Annotated in this window: 17 protein-coding genes; 13 read left to right on the forward strand and 4 right to left on the reverse strand. The window is 72.4% G+C overall.

Going from position 1 to position 17,124, the window contains the following annotated elements; genetic code table 11:
* The first annotated feature begins 52 nt into the window (after window positions 1-52).
* Both rlmN and SM450_RS04120 read left to right on the forward strand, forming a co-directional pair.
* Complete coding sequence (gene rlmN, locus SM450_RS04115) at window positions 53-1,198, forward strand: dual-specificity RNA methyltransferase RlmN (protein ID WP_474618274.1); 1,146 nt, start codon at window positions 53-55, stop codon at window positions 1,196-1,198.
* Between the two features lie 22 nt (window positions 1,199-1,220).
* On the forward strand, window positions 1,221-2,426 hold the full coding sequence (locus tag SM450_RS04120; RefSeq protein WP_474618275.1) for a DivIVA domain-containing protein: 1,206 nt from the start codon (window positions 1,221-1,223) through the stop codon (window positions 2,424-2,426).
* A gap of 70 nt (window positions 2,427-2,496) precedes the next feature.
* On the opposite strand, the gene SM450_RS04125 is transcribed toward SM450_RS04120, so the two are convergent.
* Window positions 2,497-2,721 (reverse strand): DUF2631 domain-containing protein, encoded by a 225-nt coding sequence (locus tag SM450_RS04125; protein WP_281584433.1) that lies wholly within the window; start codon window positions 2,719-2,721, stop codon window positions 2,497-2,499.
* A 180-nt stretch (window positions 2,722-2,901) separates the two neighbouring features.
* Between SM450_RS04125 and SM450_RS04130 the strand changes: the two genes are divergently transcribed.
* Both SM450_RS04130 and SM450_RS04135 read left to right on the forward strand, forming a co-directional pair.
* On the forward strand, window positions 2,902-4,482 hold the full coding sequence (locus tag SM450_RS04130; protein ID WP_474618276.1) for a Rieske 2Fe-2S domain-containing protein: 1,581 nt from the start codon (window positions 2,902-2,904) through the stop codon (window positions 4,480-4,482).
* Between the two features lie 108 nt (window positions 4,483-4,590).
* Complete coding sequence (locus SM450_RS04135) at window positions 4,591-5,226, forward strand: TMEM175 family protein (protein ID WP_474618277.1); 636 nt, start codon at window positions 4,591-4,593, stop codon at window positions 5,224-5,226.
* Between the two features lie 55 nt (window positions 5,227-5,281).
* On the opposite strand, the gene SM450_RS04140 is transcribed toward SM450_RS04135, so the two are convergent.
* Window positions 5,282-6,877, reverse strand: a complete 1,596-nt coding sequence (locus SM450_RS04140) for a phytoene desaturase family protein (RefSeq protein ID WP_474618278.1) — start codon at window positions 6,875-6,877, stop codon at window positions 5,282-5,284.
* 68 nt (window positions 6,878-6,945) lie between these two features.
* Here SM450_RS04140 and SM450_RS04145 point away from each other — a divergent pair, with 68 nt between their 5' ends.
* Together SM450_RS04145 and SM450_RS04150 are read left to right on the forward strand one after the other, a co-directional pair.
* Window positions 6,946-7,368 carry a 50S ribosomal protein L7/L12 gene (locus SM450_RS04145; protein ID WP_474618279.1) on the forward strand — a complete coding sequence of 141 codons (423 nt, stop codon included), beginning with the start codon at window positions 6,946-6,948 and terminating at the stop codon, window positions 7,366-7,368.
* Window positions 7,369-7,462: 94 nt separating this feature from the next.
* Entirely contained in the window at window positions 7,463-8,629 is a 1,167-nt protein-coding gene (locus SM450_RS04150) for an alkaline phosphatase PhoX (RefSeq protein WP_474618280.1), read from the forward strand.
* Window positions 8,630-8,636: 7 nt separating this feature from the next.
* On the opposite strand, the gene SM450_RS04155 is transcribed toward SM450_RS04150, so the two are convergent.
* Entirely contained in the window at window positions 8,637-9,479 is an 843-nt protein-coding gene (locus SM450_RS04155) for a YhjD/YihY/BrkB family envelope integrity protein (protein ID WP_474618281.1), read from the reverse strand.
* A 51-nt stretch (window positions 9,480-9,530) separates the two neighbouring features.
* On the opposite strand from SM450_RS04155, the gene SM450_RS04160 reads away from it, so the two are divergent.
* From SM450_RS04160 to ispG, 6 genes are all read left to right on the forward strand, one after another.
* Window positions 9,531-10,076 carry a GNAT family N-acetyltransferase gene (locus SM450_RS04160; protein WP_474618282.1) on the forward strand — a complete coding sequence of 182 codons (546 nt, stop codon included), beginning with the start codon at window positions 9,531-9,533 and terminating at the stop codon, window positions 10,074-10,076.
* Window positions 10,077-10,133: 57 nt separating this feature from the next.
* A complete protein-coding gene (locus SM450_RS04165) occupies window positions 10,134-11,387 on the forward strand; it encodes a PP2C family protein-serine/threonine phosphatase (protein WP_474618283.1) in 1,254 nt (417 codons plus the stop codon).
* A 137-nt stretch (window positions 11,388-11,524) separates the two neighbouring features.
* Entirely contained in the window at window positions 11,525-11,716 is a 192-nt protein-coding gene (locus tag SM450_RS04170; RefSeq protein WP_474618284.1) for a hypothetical protein, read from the forward strand.
* A 135-nt stretch (window positions 11,717-11,851) separates the two neighbouring features.
* Window positions 11,852-13,066, forward strand: coding sequence for a 1-deoxy-D-xylulose-5-phosphate reductoisomerase (gene dxr, locus SM450_RS04175; RefSeq protein ID WP_474618285.1), 1,215 nt, complete (start codon window positions 11,852-11,854; stop codon window positions 13,064-13,066).
* Window positions 13,063-14,310: a M50 family metallopeptidase gene (locus SM450_RS04180; protein ID WP_474618286.1), complete on the forward strand. Its 1,248-nt coding sequence runs from the start codon at window positions 13,063-13,065 to the stop codon at window positions 14,308-14,310. The genes dxr and SM450_RS04180 overlap by 4 nt, the downstream gene beginning before the upstream one ends.
* 9 nt (window positions 14,311-14,319) lie before the next feature.
* Window positions 14,320-15,492, forward strand: coding sequence for a flavodoxin-dependent (E)-4-hydroxy-3-methylbut-2-enyl-diphosphate synthase (gene ispG, locus SM450_RS04185; RefSeq protein WP_474618287.1), 1,173 nt, complete (start codon window positions 14,320-14,322; stop codon window positions 15,490-15,492).
* Between the two features lie 57 nt (window positions 15,493-15,549).
* On the opposite strand, the gene SM450_RS04190 is transcribed toward ispG, so the two are convergent.
* On the reverse strand, window positions 15,550-16,134 hold the full coding sequence (locus tag SM450_RS04190) for a PadR family transcriptional regulator (protein WP_474618288.1): 585 nt from the start codon (window positions 16,132-16,134) through the stop codon (window positions 15,550-15,552).
* 139 nt (window positions 16,135-16,273) lie between these two features.
* On the opposite strand from SM450_RS04190, the gene SM450_RS04195 reads away from it, so the two are divergent.
* Window positions 16,274-17,113, forward strand: a complete 840-nt coding sequence (locus SM450_RS04195; RefSeq protein WP_474618289.1) for a GNAT family N-acetyltransferase — start codon at window positions 16,274-16,276, stop codon at window positions 17,111-17,113.
* Window positions 17,114-17,124: the final 11 nt, after the last annotated feature.

Below are 17,124 nucleotides of genomic sequence, written 5' to 3' on the forward strand. Positions count from 1 at the left end.
GGGACCCACGGACGGGTGCGTCCGGCCCGGCGCGTGTCAGACTGGACCCGTCATGACGAGCCTCCCGCTGATCTCCGTAGACCCCGACGCCCGTGGCCGCCGGCCCACGATGCCTCCCCGCCACCTCGCCGACCTGGACCTGCCGGGCCGCCAGGCGCTCGTCACCGAGCTGGGCGAACCGGCGTTCCGCGCCAAGCAGGTCTCGAACCACTACTTCGGCCGGCTGGTACGCGACCCGGAGCGGATGACCGACCTGCCGGCGGCGACCCGGGAGCGGCTGGCCGGCACGCTGCTGCCCACCCTGCTCACGCCGCTGCGCGAGCTGGCCTGCGACGACGGCGCGACCCGCAAGGCGCTCTGGCGGCTGCACGACGGCGCGCTTGTGGAGAGCGTGCTGATGGGCTACCCGGACCGGGTCACCGTCTGCATCTCCAGCCAGGCCGGCTGCGGCATGGCCTGCCCGTTCTGCGCCACCGGCCAGGCCGGGCTGACCCGCAACCTCTCCACCGCGGAGATCGTCGACCAGGCGGTCTACCTGGCCGGGGTGGCCGCCTCCGGGGCGGTGGCCGGCTCGCCGCCGCGGCTGTCGCACGTGGTGTTCATGGGCATGGGCGAGCCGCTTGCCAACTACTCGCGGGTGGTGGCGGCGATCCGCCGGCTGGTGTCGCCGGCGCCGGAGGGCCTCGGCCTGTCCCAACGGCACATCACCGTTTCCACGGTCGGGCTGGTCCCGGCCATCCGCCGACTGGCCAGCGAAGACCTCTCGGTGACCCTTGCGTTGTCGCTGCACGCCCCCGATGATGAGCTTCGCGACGAGCTCGTCCCGGTCAACCAGCGCTGGAAGGTGTCCGAGGTGCTGGACGCGGCGTGGGGCTACGCGGCCACGACGGGGCGTCGCGTGTCCATCGAGTACGCGATGATCAAGGACGTGAACGACCAGCCGTGGAGAGCCGATCTGCTCGGGCGGCTGCTGGCCGGCAAGTTGGCCCACGTGAACCTGATCCCGCTCAACCCGACTCCGGGCAGCCGCTGGGACGCCAGCCCGAAGCCGGTCGAGCGGGAGTTCGTCCGGCGGTTGCGCGACGCCGGGGTGTCCACCACGGTGCGGGACACCCGAGGTCGCGAGATCGACGGAGCGTGTGGGCAGCTCGCCGCCGCCGAGGACACGGACAGCGACCCACGCGCGGCAACCGCGTAGCGGTACGAGACCAGGAGACATAGTGGCGAGTCAGGGTCAGCGTTTCCGGCGTAAGGCGCTCCGCCGGGGATACAAGGTCGACGAGGTGGACGCCTTCCTGGACCGGGTCGAGGCGACCCTCGACGGCCAGCCGGTGGGTGCGCCCGTCGCCTCCCAGGAGGTCCACGACGTCGTCTTCCGGGTCCGGTTCAACGGCTACGACGAGTGGCAGGTCGACCTGCACCTCGACCGGGTCGAGCGGCAACTCGCCGAGCTGGAGGAGCGCGGTGGCGCCCCCGGCGGGCGGGGCGTCGATCCCCGGATGGCCGACCGGCTCGGCCCGCCGATGCGCGACGACCGTGGCCTGTCTCCGGTGCCGCAGCCGCCGATGCCGCCGCGGCAGATGCCGGCCCAGGCCGGCCCGCCCGCCGACCGCTACGGTAACCGCTACGACGAGCCGACCGGCGCGTTCGCCGGTGGATACGACAACCCCCGCGGCGGCTACGACGCGCCGCGTGGTCCGGCCGGTCCGGGTCCGATGGGTCCGGGCCCGATGGGTCCGCCGCCGGGCGGGCCGATGGGCCACGGCGGCCCGCCGCCGCGTGGCCTGCCGCCCGGCCCGAGCGGGTACGGCCAGGACACCGGCCCCGGTGGCTACGGTCCGCCGGACCAGGGCCAGGGCGGGTACGGCCCGGAAACCGGCCAGGGTGGGTACGGCGGCCCGAGTGACAGGTTCGACGGCTTCGAGGCGGGCCGGCACGGTCGCGCCGACATGACCGCGGAGATCCGGATGCCCGAGCGTGACCTGCGTGAGCTGCGCGGACGCGGCCCGGGCGGTCCGCCGGCGCTGCCGCAGCAGGGCTACGGCCCGCCGGATCCGGGCTACGGTCCGCCGGACTCCGGCTACGGCGGTGGCCCCTCGATGACTGGTCCGCCGCTCGTCGGTCCGCCGGCCGCCGGGCCGCCGATGGTGGGTCCGCCGATGGCCGGGCCGCCCGGCAGCGACCTCCACCGGGTCGACCAGATCCGGCGCAGCTTCCAGGTCCGCCGGTTCGGCAGCGGGTACGACCCGGACCAGGTCGACCGGTTCTTCGAGACGCTGCTCGGCGGCATGCAGGGGCGCAACGCGATGCCGGTGAACCCGAAGGACCTCGACACGCTGCGGTTCGGGCTGGTGCCCGGCGGCTACTTCGAGGCGGAGGTCGACGCCGCGCTCAAGGACGTGCAGGACATCCTGATGGGCCGTTGAGCCCGCTGCCGACAGCGAAGGGCCCGCCCCCCGAGGGGCGGGCCCTTTCGCGTACCGCTGGCGCCGTGCGTCAGGACCGCAGGCCGTTGCGGCGCAGCACCGCGTCGCCGATGACGATGGCGAGCAGCAGCGCGGCGATCCCGAACAGCCAGATGTCCTCCACCCGGCCCTCCTCGGTGCCGCAGAGCGCCATCAACACCAGGGCCACCGCCGACACCACCGCACCGATCCGTCCGGACCTGCGGTGCCCGGGCCTGTGCTGATCTGGCGCGGTTACCGGCTCGTCTCCTGCCACTGTCGGTCCTTCCCTCGCGATCGGATCTCCGGTTAGTCTGTCACGCCCCGTGATCGGCTTGGCGTAGGGTCCGGCCGGACGGGGCGCGGATGACCCGCTATAGGCGTCGCGGAACGGCGACCACACTGTCTCCGGTAGCGTCGTGGCGTACGCCTGATGCCTTTTTTGAGGGGGACTACGGTGCGAGTGACCGGTACGGGCCACGCCAGCATGCGGATCGACACGCCCGCGGGCAGCATCCTGTGCGACCCGTGGGTCAACCCCGCCTACTTCGCCTCGTGGTTCCCCTTCCCGGACAACTCGCAGCTCGACTGGGCGACGCTGGGCCAGGTCGACTACCTGTACGTGTCGCATCTGCACCGGGACCACTTCGACGCCAAGCACCTGCGCGAGGTCATCTCCAAGGACGCCACCGTCCTGCTGCCCGAGTTCCCCACCTCCGAGATGGAGGACGAGCTGCGGGCGTTGGGCTTCACGAAGTTCCTCAAGGCCCCGAACGAGCAGGTCGTGGAGCTGCCCGGCGGATTGAAGATCATGATCCAGGCGTTGACAAGTCCGACCGACGGCCCGATCGGCGACTCGTCGTTGTGGGTCGAGTACGACGGCGTCCGGCTGCTCAACCAGAACGACGCCCGCCCCACCGACCTGACCGTCTTCGCCGAGCTGGGCCACGTGCACGCGCACATGCTCCAGTTCTCCGGCGCGATCTGGTATCCGATGGTCTACGAGCTGCCGCAGTCGGCCAAGACCGCGTTCGGCAAGCAGAAGCGGGACCGGCAGTTCGACCGCACCTGGCGCTACATCGACGACCTGAAGGCCGACAACGTCTTCCCGATCGCCGGCCCGCCGTGCTTCCTCGACGACGAGCTGTGGCAGTTCAACGACATCTTCGGCGACGAGGGCAACATCTTCCCCGACCAGTCGGTCTTCCTGGCCGAGTACGCGAAGGTCGGCGGCACCAACGGCATCGTGCTGCTGCCGGGCAGCGTCGCCGAGGTCACCACGTCCGGCGCCACCACCACCCACCCTCAGCCGGTCGAGGAGTTCTTCGCGAACAAGGTCGCCCACCTGGAGGAGATGCGGGAGCGCAAGCGTCAGGTCATCGAGGCGGAGAAGGCGTCCTGGCGGCACCCCGAGATCGACGTGCTGGCCGGGATGAAGCGCCGGATCGAGCCGCTGCTCGACGAGTCGATCTACCTGGCCAAGGGTGTCGGCGGTCCGGTCCGCTTCGACCTGGTGGGCTACGACGGAGAAAACGTCGAGTCGATCGTGGTGGACTTCCCCGGTAAGGAGGTCCGGCCGTACGCGGACGAGAAGGTCCGCTACCGCTTCCGCACCGAACGCGCGCTGATCGAGCACCTGCTCCACATCGGCGAGGTGGACTGGGTCAACTCGCTCTTCCTCTCCTGCCGGTTCTCCGCGGCCCGGATCGGCCAGTACAACGAGTTCGTCTACGCCTTCTTCAAGTGCCTCTCCGAGGAGCGCCTCCAGTACGCCGAGGGCTGGTACGACGAGCACGAGCGGGCGGTCGACGCCGAGGACATCACGCTCGACGGCTGGGTGGTGCAGCGGCGCTGCCCGCACCTGAAGGCGGACCTGAGCCGGTTTGGCATCGTCGACGGCGACCAGCTCACCTGCCAGTTGCACGGCTGGAAGTTCGACCTGGCCAGCGGCCGTTGCCTGACAAGTGTCGGGCACAAGGTCCGCGCCCACCGGGCCGACGCGGAGACTCCCGCGCCGGCCGGGGACGCGATCATCTGACGCTTCCGCCCCGCGGGCCGTCCCCGGCGCGCGATCATCTCCTGGTGAGGGGGCGGTGTGACGGGGGCGGACAGGGAGCCGGAGTACCGGTTCGGGCGCGGGAGCGAGATGGCGCGGGACGCCTCCCGGGTGGAGGCGTTCAGTGACGCGGTGATCGCCATCGTGCTCACGCTGATGGCGGTCGAGCTGCTCCAGTTCGGCCCGAATGCGCCGGACGACAGCGGGCTGCCGGCCGCGCTCGGGCACGAGTGGCGGGCCTACCTGGCGTACGTGATCACGTTCGCGGTGGTCGGCCAGGTCTGGTTGACCCACCACAACATGTGGCGCTACGTCTGCCGGGTGGACCAGATGCTGCTGGTGTTCAACCTGCTGTTGTTGATGTTCGTGGCGGCCATCCCGTTCACCGCGAACCTGCTCGCGGACAATCTGCGCGGCACGGCCGGCGACCAGCGGTTGACCGCCGCGCTCTATGTCGGCACGGTGCTCGGCGAGGCGTTCTTCTTCAACCTGAGCTGGTGGTGGGCGCGCAGGCGGGGACTGCTGCACCCGGATCTCGACCCGCGCCTGGCGCGGGCGGTGGCCCGCCGGTTCCGGCTCGGCCCGCTGCTCTACCTGGTGGCGTTCGCGGTGGTGTTCGTCGACCCGATCCTCAGCCTGTTGGCGTACCTGCTGCTCGTCGGCCTCTACGTGATCCGTGGTCCGGGCGACCTCCCGCGCGCCGGGCAGGAGGCCGCCTCGCCGTGACGTGTGTTAAGCGGGGGCCCCTCCTGTACCGGAGGCGTTAAGCGGGGGCCCCTCCTTACATGTCGGCGAGGATGCGGCGGGCGGCGTTGTGGCCGGCGGCGCCGATCACGCTGCCCGCCGGGTGGCAGCCGGCGCTGCCGGCGTAGACGCCTGGCACGCCTGTGGCGTACGGCATCCGGTCGGTGAACGACGCCGTGTTGTCGACGTGGTGGATGTGCCCGCCGGTGATCCCGAAGTGGGCCTCGATGCCGGGCGGGGGCAGCGGCACCGCGTCGGCGATCAGGTCGCCGGCGCCCGGCGCGTACCGCTCGCAGATCGCGACCAGCCGTTCGACGTACCCGGGCAGCGCCGCGTCCCAGGTGGTGCCGGCCAGCTCGTAGGGGACCGACTGGACGAACAGTGCCGACGAGTGGTGCCCGGCGTCGTCCTGGAGTGACGGGTCGACGGTGGTGTGCAGGTACCACTCGATTGTCGGCTCGTCCGGCAGCCGCCCAGCCTGGACGTCGGCCCACATGTCGCGCAGCGCGGTCATCGGTGCGGCGCCACCGGCGCCGACGAGCGAGTCGGACCCGGGGAGCAGGTGGATGGTGGAGCCGAACGGGCTTGGCGCGTCGGCCGGCAGGCAGGAGAAGCGCGGCAGCCCGGTGAGCGCCAGGTTGAGCTTGAGCGTGGTGCCGGGCCGGCGGACCGCAGTCATCCGCGCGCCGAGTTCCGCCGGGAGCGCGCCGTCGGGCAGCAGCCCCATCAGCCGGTACGGGTCGCACGCCCCGAGGACCACGGGCGTCGCCACCTCGCGGCCGTCGGCAAGCACCACGCCGGAGGCGGCGCCGCCGTCGAGCGTGATCGCGGTGACCGGGGCACCGGTGACGATGCGGGCGCCGGCCGCCCGGGCGGCGTCGGCGAAGGTACGCGACACCGTGCCCATGCCGCCCTCGGCGATCATCCAGGTGCCGCCCGCGCCCGGTAGCCGGCACATGTTGTGCACCAGGAAGTTGTGCCCGGTGCCCGGGTCGTCCGGCCCGGCGTTGAGCCCGGACAGGCCGTCGGTCACCGCGTACATGCTGACCAGCAGCTCGGAGCGGAAGTCGAAGCGGGCCAGGTAATCGGCGACCGAGCCGCGGACCAGGTCCACGAAGACCTGCCGCAGCGCCGGCCGGACGTAACGCTCGGCGGTCTCCTCGACCGGCAGTGGCTCGGCCAGCCACGCCGGCGCCAGGTCGTCGCGGAGCTGGGCCAGTTCGGCCTGGAGCGCGTCGTCGGCGGCGACGTCCGCCGCCGAGAACATGTCGGTGAGCTGCCGCCGGGTGGCGGCGGTGTCGCGGCCGAAGAGGAGGTACGGCGAGCCGGGCCCGCCCGGCGTGGGGAGGAAGTAGTGCGGGTCGCGCCGTACCACCGGGATGGTCACATCGAGCGTGGCGAGCAGTTCCGGCGGCATCAGCCCGAGCAGGTACGACCCGGTGGAGTGGCGCAGCCCGGGCACCAGCGGGAACGGGTTCTCGGTGCGGGTGGCGCCGCCGATCACCTCGGCGGCCTCCAGCACCAGCACGTCGAGACCGGCGCGGGCCAGCAGGATCGCCGAGACCAGGCCGTTGTGCCCGGAGCCGACCACGACGACGTCGGCGCGGGACGGCAGCTCACTCCCGTCGTTCATGGGACCGGAGCCTACTGCCGGGCGGGCCCCGGCGGGAGGGTTCGCGGCCGGACGCTACCGTGGCGCGCATGCCCGAGGCTCTCCAGTTCGCGCTCCTGGCCGTGCTCGCCGTGCTCCTGCTCGTGTTCGTGTTCCGGCGTGCCACCGGCCGTCCCCGGGACCTGGTCGCCCCCGACCCGGCCACCGGCGGCGGGCAGGCCGAGGTGCTCCGGCTGGCCCGCGAGGGACGGACGGTCGAGGCGGTCAAGCTGCTCCGCCAGCAGACCGGGCTGCCGCTGCTGGAGGCGAAGCAGGCGGTCGACGCGCTGCGGGCGGGCGGCACGCTGCCGGCCCGACCCGGTGACCCGGCCGCGCCCGGCGTCGACGACGGGGTGCGGGCCGAGGCGGCCCGGCTCGCCCACGCCGGAAAGAAGATCCACGCCGTCAAGCTGGTACGGGAGCACACGAGCTGGTCGCTGGCGGAGGCGAAGCGGTACGTGGACCGGCTCTGACGCCACCGCGCGTTCACCCGGCAGAGGCAGCGGTCGATGCCGACCGAGGGTTACCGTCGGTGCGGAGCCAACCGCCACCCCGGGAGGTCAACAGATGGACCGTCGTACCGTCCTGCGCGCCGTCACCGTGGCCGGCGGCACCGCCTTCGCCGGCAGTCTCTGGGCCGCGGCGGCCCCGGCCGTACCCGCCCAACCCGGCCCCGGCCCGTACGGGGACCTGCTGGCCGCCGACGCCAACGGCCTCCAGGTGCCCGCCGGCTTCACCTGTCGGGTGGTCGCCCGGTCCGGCCAGCGCGTCCCCGGCACCTCGTACGTATGGCACTGGGCGCCGGACGGCGGCGCCTGCTTCCCGGCCGGCGACGGCTGGATCTACGTCTCCAACTCGGAGGTCCCGCTTGTCGGCGGCGCCTCGGCCCTGAGGTTCGCGGCCGACGGGTCGGTCGCCGGCGCGTACCGGATCCTCAGCGACACCAACACCAACTGCGCCGGCGGGGCCACCCCGTGGGGGACGTGGCTCTCCTGCGAGGAGGTGCCGCTGGGCCGGGTCTTCGAGACCTGGCCGGGTGGCGGCCGGTCGGGCGAGGAACGGACCCGGATGGGGCGGTTCAAGCACGAGGCGGCGGCCTGCGACCCGGGCCGGCAGGTGGTCTACCTGACCGAGGACGAGCCGGACGGCCGCTTCTACCGCTTCGTCCCGGACACCTGGGGTGATCTGCGCAGCGGTCGGCTCCAGGTGCTCTGCGCCCGGGACGGTCAGGTGACCGGGCCGGTCACCTGGCAGGACGTGCCGGACCGCGACGGCTTCCCGGTGCCCACCCGCCACCAGGTGCGCGACGCGCAGTCGTTCGACGGCGGGGAGGGCTGCTGGTACGCGGACGACACCTGCTGGTTCACCACCAAGGGCGACAACCGGGTGTGGGCGTACGACGCGGTGGCGCAGCGGCTCGACCTGGCGTACGACGACTCGCTCGTGGAGACCGGCGCGGCGCCGCTGACCGGGGTGGACAACATCACCGGCAGCACGGGCGGCGATCTCTACGTGGCCGAGGACGGCGGCGACATGGAGATCAACATGATCACGCCGGCCGGCGTGGTGACACCGTTCGCCCGGCTCCTCGGGCAGGCGAGCTCGGAGATCACCGGGCCGGCGTTCTCGCCCGACGGCAGCCGGCTCTACTTCTCCTCGCAGCGCGGCACCACAGGCGCCAAGGCCGGCAGCGGCGGCATCACGTACGAGGTGCGCGGCCCGTTCCGGCGCTGACCGGCGGTCAGGAGCGGGCCGCCAGGTGGGCGGCCCGCCACCGGCCCAACGCCAGCGTGGCCGAATATCCGGCCAGCACGATCACGTGGAACAGGTAGAGCCAGAGCAGCACCGCCACCCCGCCGCCGATCTCGTCGAACCCGCCGAACGGCACGCCCAGGTTCAGCGGCAGCGAGCAGAACAGCACGAAACCGTGCAGGAAGCCGGAGAGGTTCGCGGCGGTGAACGAGCCCATGCCCAGCGTGGCGAGCCAGTCCGGGGAGGCCGGGCCGACCACCCGGAACACCCACACCAGCACCGGCGTGAGCACCAGCCACACCGCCAGGAACGACAGCACCACGCCTAGTGCGCCGGCCCAGCCGCCCTGGCGCACCAGCCGGGTGGTGAGCGGCAACGCCAGCAGGATCGACAGCAGCAGCGCCGGGGCGGGCGCGAGCAGCGGCAGCAGCAGCAGCCGGCCGCGCCAGCCGACGAGCGCGCCGGATTCGCCGCGCGGCTCGGCCACCGAGACGAACGCCCGGCGCAGCCCCTCGCCGTAGAGCGAGGCCGGCAGCAGCGACGCCAGGGCCAGCAGCGGGGTCAGCCCCAACCCGGCCTCGACGAGCGCGGCCACCGCGCGGTGCGCGCCGATCTCGGTGGGCAGCGTCTCGATCGCGTACGAGGTCAGCCGGCGCACCCGGTCGGCCCCGGCGAGCAGCCCGGTGAGCCAGATCGCCAGCAGCGCCACCGGCACCACCGCGATCGCGCCGTAGAACGTGATCGCGGCGGCGTGCAGCGACAGGTCCCGGCCCCGGACCGGCCGGAACGCCGCCGAGGTGATCCGCTTCGCCCGTTGCCACCCGTCGCCCATCGCCCCCTCGTTCCCCGTGTGGTGGCCGGCCACGCATTACGATCCGGCGTCATGATGATCGTCTCGACCGAGCGGCTCGTGGTCCGGGACTGGACCGAGTCACCAGACGACCTCGCCCGGGTCTACGACATCTACTCCCGCGAGGAGGTGATGCGCTGGCTGGGCGGTGGCCGGGGCCGGCTGACCGATCCGGCGGAGGCGCTGGAGCGGGTGCGCTCCTGGCGTGAGCGCGACGCGCCGTACGACGGTCGGTGGGGCCTGTGGGCGGTCGAGCCGCGCGCGGTGGCCCGCGCGGCCGGCAGCGTCCTGCTCAAGCCGTTGCCCGGCCGCGACGGCGTCACCCCGACCGACGACCTGGAGGTCGGTTGGCACCTGCACCCCGACGCCCAGGGCCACGGCTACGCCACCGAGGCGGCCCGGGCGGTGCTGGCGCGGGAGTTCGCCACCGGGACGGCGCGGGTCCACGCGGTGGTGACGCCCGGCAACGAGCCGTCGATGGCGGTGGCCCGGCGGCTCGGCATGACCCACGTCGGCGTCCGCACCGACTGGTACGGCGGCGCCGAGCTGGAGACATTCGTCCTGGATCGCCCCGTCTAGCTCGTTGGCGCTTTGCCGTCGGCCTCCCTACGGTGGGGGAGACGAGGGGGGTGCGGTGTGGTCGACGGCGGCGACGCGGCGCGTTGGCTGCAACTCAACGCGCCCCGAGGCGGGCCGGACGAGCTGTCGTTCCTGGTGAGCCAGGCCGCGCCGGCCGTCGGCGCCACCGAGATCGTGATCTATCTGGCCGACTACACGCAGTCCACACTCGTGCCCCTGCCCGGCGCCGGCCTGACCCGGAGCGAGCTGACGATCGAGACGACCCTGGCCGGCCGGGCGTACACAAGCCTCCAGGTGCAGCGCGCTCCCGACCACCCGGACCGGCTCTGGGTGCCCCTGCTGCTCGGGTGCGAACGGCTGGGCGTGCTGGAGATCGTGTCGCCGGACGCGGGCGACCCCGCGCTGGACCGGCCGGCCTGGGAGGTGGCGGTGAACGTCGCCCAGCTCCTGGTGAACCGCCGGCACTACGGCGACGTCGTCGAACGGATCCGCCGCCGCCTGCCGATGCAGGTCGCCGCCGAGATCGTGTGGGGGCTGCTGCCGCCGCTGACCTTCGCGACCGACGACCTGGTGATCACCGCCATTCTCGAACCGTGCTACGACGTCGGCGGGGACATCTTCGACTACGCGCTCAACGGCGACGTGCTGAGCGTCGGGCTCTTCGACACCTGTGGGCACGGCATCAAGGCGAGCGCGTTGGCCTCGCTCGTGGTCAGCGCGTACCGCAACGCGCGGCGTACCGGTCTCGACCTGGTCGACACGGCGATCAGCATCGACAGGTGGGTACGCGCCGAGCACCCCGGCACGTTCGCGACCGCGCTGCTCGGCGAGCTCGACAGGCGTACCGGCAGGCTCCGGATCATCAACGCGGGCCACCCGGGCGCCATGCTGCTGCGTGACGGCAAGGCCGTCCGGGCGCTGCCGGGTCCGACCGCGCTGCCGCTCGGGCTGGGCAACCTGTCGTCGAACCGCCGTCCGCGGGTGCACGAGGAGGCGCTGCACCCGGGCGACCGCATCCTGGCCTACACCGACGGCATCACCGACGCTCGCGGCGCCGACGGGGAGCGGTTCGGGCTGGACCGGCTCGTCGACTTCGTCGAGCGTGCCCTCAACGACCAACTGCCCAGCCCGGAGACGATGCGTCGGCTGGTCCGCGCCGTCCTCACCCACCAGCGGGACGAGCTCGAAGACGACGCCACCGCCCTGTTCCTGGAGTGGCAGCCGCCGCACCTGCCGTTGGGGCACCTGGAGCGCCTCACCGCGTCCGCCGGTGGCGATCGCCACGGACCGCCGGCCGCGTCCGAGGTCTAGCGCCCCCGGGCCGGTCCAGCCGAGGAACCGGGCACCACCCCGCCGCCCCTTCGCGGTGATCATGAAGTTAGCGGCATTAACAGAGATCAACACGACGGCTAACTTCATGATCACCGGTGCGGTGCGCTGCCGCTAGGGTGGGTTGCAGCACGATTGCCCTCGATGGTCCAGGCCGCATTCACGCCCCTCTCTACGAACTGGTCGACGACGACTACCGACCGCTGGCCGCCGCGGCAGCGGGAACCACGTTCGCGATGCGGCAGCCGTTCGAGTTCACCATCGACCCGGCCGACCTGCTCGACGAGGAGGCGCCCGAGCGATCCGGGTGACCATGATCCACACCGGCTCGGCGAGGTGGCGGGGTCGGAGGCGCTCGGAGTGCGCCACCTCGGGGAAGTGGAGTCGATCAAGCTACGGGGGGACGCCGGGCGAGGGCGGGTGACGCGCTGGGGAACAATGGGCGCGTGACCACTCCCCGAGACCTCGTGCTGCTCGGCTCGACCGGCTCCATCGGCACCCAGGCCATCGACATCGTCAAGCGCAACCCGGGCCGGTTCCGGGTGGTCGCGCTCGGCGCGGGCGGCGGCAACGTGGAGCTGCTCGCCACCCAGGCGCTGGAGCTGGGCGTGGACGCGGTCGGGGTGGCGCGGGCGTCCGCCGCGCAGGATCTCCAACTCGCGTTCTACGCCGAGGCGAGCCGGCGGGGTTGGGCCACCGGCGACTTCAAGCTTCCCAAGATCGTGGCCGGGCCGGACGCGATGACCGAGCTGGCGCAGTGGCCGTGCGACGTGGTGCTCAACGGCGTGGTCGGCTCGCTGGGCCTGCCGCCGACGCTTGCCGCGCTGCGCGCCGGCCGTACCCTCGCGCTCGCCAACAAGGAGTCGCTTGTGGCCGGCGGCCCGCTGGTCAAGGCCGCGGTCACCCGACCGGGGCAGATCGTTCCGGTCGACAGCGAGCACTCGGCGCTGGCGCAGTGCCTGCGCGGGGGCGCGCGCGGCGAGGTCCGCCGGCTGATCGTCACCGCCAGCGGCGGCCCGTTCCGGGGCCGGCGGCGCGAGGAGTTGACCGAGGTCACACCGGAGCAGGCGCTGGCGCACCCGACCTGGAACATGGGCCCGGTCGTCACGATCAACTCCGCCACCATGGTCAACAAGGCGCTTGAGGTGATCGAGGCGCACGAGCTGTTCGACGTGCCGTACGCGGACATCGAGGTGACGGTCCATCCGCAGTCGGTGATCCACTCGATGGTCGAGTTCGTCGACGGCTCCACCCTCGCCCAGGCCAGCCCGCCGGACATGCGACTGCCCATCGCGCTCGGTATCGGCTGGCCGGACCGGGTGCCCGAGGCAGCCGGCGCGGTCGACTGGACCACGGCGCACACCTGGGAGTTCGCGCCGCTCGACGACGTCGCCTTCCCGGCGGTGGCGCTGGCGAAGGCCGCCGGCGAGGCGGGACGCTGCCGCCCGGCGATCTACAACGCGGCGAACGAGGAGTGCGTGGCCGCGTTCGTCGCCGGTCGGCTGCCGTTCCTCGGCATCGTCGACACCCTCCGGCGGGTGCTGGAGGACGCTCCCGACTTCGACGAACCAGGTACCGTCGAGGACGTGCTCACCGCCGAGTCGTGGGCACGGGCGCACGCCCAGGAGATCATCGTCGGGTCGGTGGAAGGAGCTCGATGAGCTATCTGCTCGGGGTGGTGCTGTTCGCCCTGGCGATCCTCATCTCGGTGAGCCTGCACGAGGCGGGCCACATGGTGGCCGCCAAGGCTTTCGGGATGAAGGTCACCCGCTACTTCGTCGGCTTCGGCCCCACGCTGTGGTCGTTCCGGCGGGGCGAGACGGAGTACGGCATCAAGGGCATCCCGCTCGGCGGCTTCTGCAAGATCGTCGGCATGACCCCGCAGGACGACGACGTCGAGCCGGGGGACGAGAAACGCGCGATGTGGCGCTATCCGGTGTGGAAACGGACGATCGTGATGTCCGCCGGCTCCGCGATGCACTTCGCCATCGCGCTGATCGCGCTCTGGATCATCGCGGTGACCGCCGGCCTGCCGAACCCGAAGTTCCCCACCAACGAGGAGCAGCTCCGGGCCGAGCCGGCGGTGATCGCGCTCGCCCCGTGCGTGGTGGTGGAGAACGTCAACCGCGCCTGCCAGGCCGGCGATCCGGCCAGCCCGGCCAACAAGGCGCAGCTCGCCGACGGTGACCGGGTCACCTCGGTGAACGGCCGGCCGATCTCCAACTGGGGCGACATGCTCGACGTCGTCCGTGCCACCAGGCCCGGCACGGCCACCGTCACCTACCTGCGCGACGGCACCCCCGGCACCGCCACCGTCGACCTGGCCTCGGTGCAGCGTGCGCCGCGCGACGACCCGAAGGGCACGCCCTCGGCGGTCTCCGCGCTCGGCGTGCTCCTCCAGCCCAGCACCCCGACCCGGGTCGAATACGGCCCGGTCGCCGCGTTCGGCGCCACCGCCGACTTCACCGGCAACATGGCGGTGCAGACGGCGCACGCCATGCAGCGCATCCCGCAGAAGGTGCCGGCGCTGTGGAACGCGATCACCGGCGGCGAGCGTGACATGGACACCCCGATCAGCGTGGTCGGCGCCAGCCGGCTCGGCGGCGAGGCCGTGGAGAACAACGCCTGGCTGGTGTTCTTCATGCTCTTCGTGTCGCTGAACTTCTTCATCGGCGTGTTCAACCTGCTGCCGCTGCTCCCGCTGGACGGCGGTCACATCGCCATCGCCTGGTTCGAGCGCGTCCGGTCCTGGCTGTACGCGCGGATCGGCCGCACCGACCCGGGCCGCGTCGACTATCTCAAGCTCATGCCCCTCACGTACGCGGTGATCCTGGTCGGTGGCGTGTTCACGCTGCTCACCGTCACCGCGGACGTGGTCAACCCGATCACGCTCTTCTCAAGGTGAGTGCCTGAAGTGACCGCTGTCAGTCTCGGTATGCCCCCCGTACCGCCGCCGCTGTTGGCCCCCCGCCGGGCCAGCCGCCAGATCATGGTCGGCTCGGTGCCGGTCGGTGGCGGCGCACCGGTCTCGGTGCAGTCCATGACCACCACCCTGACCGCCGACGTCAACGCCACGCTTCAGCAGATCGCCGAGCTGACCGCGTCCGGCTGCCAGATCGTCCGGGTCGCCGTGCCGTCGCAGGACGACGTCGAGGCGCTGCCCGCGATCGCGAAGAAGTCACAGATCCCGGTGATCGCCGACATCCACTTCCAGCCGAAGTACGTCTTCGCCGCGATCGACGCCGGCTGCGCCGCGGTGCGGGTGAACCCGGGCAACATCCGGCAGTTCGACGACAAGGTCAGGGAGATCGCCCGGGCGGCCGGCGACGCAGGCGTGCCGATCCGGATCGGCGTGAACGCCGGCTCGCTGGACAAGCGCCTCCTGGCCAAGTACGGCCGGGCCACCGCCGAGGCGCTCGTCGAGTCCGCGCTCTGGGAGTGCTCGCTGTTCGAGGAGCACGGTTTCCGGGACATCAAGATCTCGGTCAAGCACAACGACCCGGTGGTGATGATCCGCGCCTACCGGCAGCTCGCCGAACAGTGCGACTACCCGTTGCACCTGGGCGTCACCGAGGCCGGCCCGGCGTTCCAGGGCACCATCAAGTCGGCGGTGGCGTTCGGCGCGCTGCTCGCCGAGGGGATCGGCGACACGATCCGCGTCTCGCTCTCCGCCCCACCGGTCGAGGAGATCAAGGTCGGCAACGCGATCCTGGAGTCGCTGGGCCTGCGCGAGCGCGGCCTGGAGATCGTCTCCTGCCCGTCCTGCGGGCGGGCCCAGGTCGACGTCTACAAGCTGGCCGAGGAGGTCACCGCCGGCCTGGAGGGGCTGCCGGTGCCGCTGCGCGTCGCGGTCATGGGCTGCGTGGTGAACGGTCCGGGTGAGGCCCGCGAGGCCGACCTCGGCGTGGCGTCCGGCAACGGCAAGGGTCAGATCTTCGTCAAGGGCAAGGTCGTCAAGACCGTGCCCGAGGGGCAGATCGTGGAGACGCTTATCGAGGAGGCGCTGCGGATCGCCGACGAGATGGGCGCCGAGATCCCCGAGGAGCTACGGGACCTGGTGCCCGGCGCCACGGTCACCGTGCACTGAGTCCGACGTGGGAAAGGGCGGCCTCCGGCTGGGGGCCGCCCTTTCGCGTACGTGTGCTCACTCGGATTCGGCGAGGATGGCGTAGAGCTTGCGCCGGGTCTCGTCGAGCACCTGGGCGGCGCGGGCGCGCTGGTCGTCGGTGCCGGTCGTCATCACCTGCCGTAGCGCGTTCATCGCCTGCGCCCCGGCGTCGCGGATGTCGTGCCAGCTGTTTACCGTCTGCTCGGCGAACTCGGCCCAGGGCGGGGCCTGCGCCGCCTCGGTCGCCTCGGCCTGCCCCTGGTCGGTGAGGGCGAACCGCTTGCGTCCGCCGTCGGAGTCGGGGGCGGTCGCGATGACGCCCTCGTCCTCAAGCAGTTGCAGGGTGGGGTAGATCGAGCCGGGGCTGGGCCGCCAGGCCCCGCCGGTGCGGGAGTCGATCTCCTGGATCATTTCGTAGCCGTGCATCGCCCGCTCGGTGAGCAGGGCCAGCACCGCGCCGCGGACGTTCGGTCGCCGGCCGCGCCCGCGACCACCCCGGCCACGTCCGTGCCCGTGCGGACCGGGCGGGAACGGCGGCGGCGGGGGTACGGGCGGGAAGCCGAAGCCGCCGTGGCGGTGCATCTCGTCGCGCAGGGCGTGCACGTGTCGGTGGAAACCCATCGGGCTCTCCTCTTGTCGGTGGTATCGCTGATGCATCAACGATATATCGGCAACGCATCGGCGACAAGACGTTGAGCCGGATTGTCCGGGTGTCCGGTCGGCCCGCGCGCCCCCGGGTGCTTCTGGCAGGCTGGTAACCGTGCTCACGATGCCGGTACGTCAACTGGGGGAGTCGGAGCGCCGCTCGGTCGAGCGGCTGCTCGACCTCGACCCGTACGCCGGCGCGCAGGTCGCCGAGCGGGTGGCGGCGCGCGGCCTGGCCTGGTGGCGGGCCGAGGCGCGGATCCTCGGCTACGGCTCCCGGCGCCACCTGGAGTCGATCTGCTGGCTGGGCGGCAACCTGACCCCGGTGCTCGCCTCGGAGTCAGCGGTGGCCGCGTTCGCGGAACAACTGAGCGCGGAGGAGCGGCTCTGCTCCTCGATCGTGGGCCGCGCCGACGCGGTGCTCGGGCTCTGGGACCGCCTCTCCGATCACTGGGGGCCGGCTCGGGACGTACGCCCGAACCAGCCGCTGCTGGCCACGGACGCCCCGCCGCCGGTGGCGCCCGACCCGCAGGTGCGTCGCGTCCGTGGCAGTGAGGTCGACCGGCTCTTCCCGGCGGCGGTTTCCATGTACACCGAGGAGGTCGGCGTCTCGCCGCTTGCCGACGACGGCGGTCGCGGTTATCGGCGGCGGGTGACCGAGCTGGTGCGCGCCGGCCGGGCCTATGCCCGCTTCGTCGACGGCCGGGTGGTCTTCAAGGCCGAGCTGGCCGTGGTGACCCGGCGCACCGCCCAGGTGCAGGGCGTCTGGGTGGCGCCCGAGTGGCGGGGCCGGGGCCTCGCGGCGGCGGCCATGGCCGCCGTGGTCACCGACGCGCTGGCCCGGGTCGCGCCCACGGTCAGCCTCTACGTCAACGACTTCAACCTGCCGGCCCGCCGGGTCTACGAGCGCTGCGGCTTCCGCCCGGTCGGCACGCTCGCCACCGTGCTGTTCTAGGGGCGACCGGA

Source organism: Micromonospora marincola, assembly GCF_056150385.1.

Coding starts and splice junctions, on each gene's coding strand:
- SM450_RS04145 (WP_474618279.1), top strand. CDS start 6,946: ATGCCCGAGGCTCTCCAGTTCGCGCTCCTGGCCGTGCTCGCCGTGCTC.
- SM450_RS04135 (WP_474618277.1), top strand. CDS start 4,591: ATGGCGCGGGACGCCTCCCGGGTGGAGGCGTTCAGTGACGCGGTGATC.
- rlmN (WP_474618274.1), top strand. CDS start 53: ATGACGAGCCTCCCGCTGATCTCCGTAGACCCCGACGCCCGTGGCCGC.
- SM450_RS04140 (WP_474618278.1), bottom strand. CDS start 6,877: ATGAACGACGGGAGTGAGCTGCCGTCCCGCGCCGACGTCGTCGTGGTC.
- SM450_RS04150 (WP_474618280.1), top strand. CDS start 7,463: ATGGACCGTCGTACCGTCCTGCGCGCCGTCACCGTGGCCGGCGGCACC.
- SM450_RS04180 (WP_474618286.1), top strand. CDS start 13,063: ATGAGCTATCTGCTCGGGGTGGTGCTGTTCGCCCTGGCGATCCTCATC.
- SM450_RS04155 (WP_474618281.1), bottom strand. CDS start 9,479: ATGGGCGACGGGTGGCAACGGGCGAAGCGGATCACCTCGGCGGCGTTC.
- SM450_RS04190 (WP_474618288.1), bottom strand. CDS start 16,134: ATGGGTTTCCACCGACACGTGCACGCCCTGCGCGACGAGATGCACCGC.
- SM450_RS04160 (WP_474618282.1), top strand. CDS start 9,531: ATGATGATCGTCTCGACCGAGCGGCTCGTGGTCCGGGACTGGACCGAG.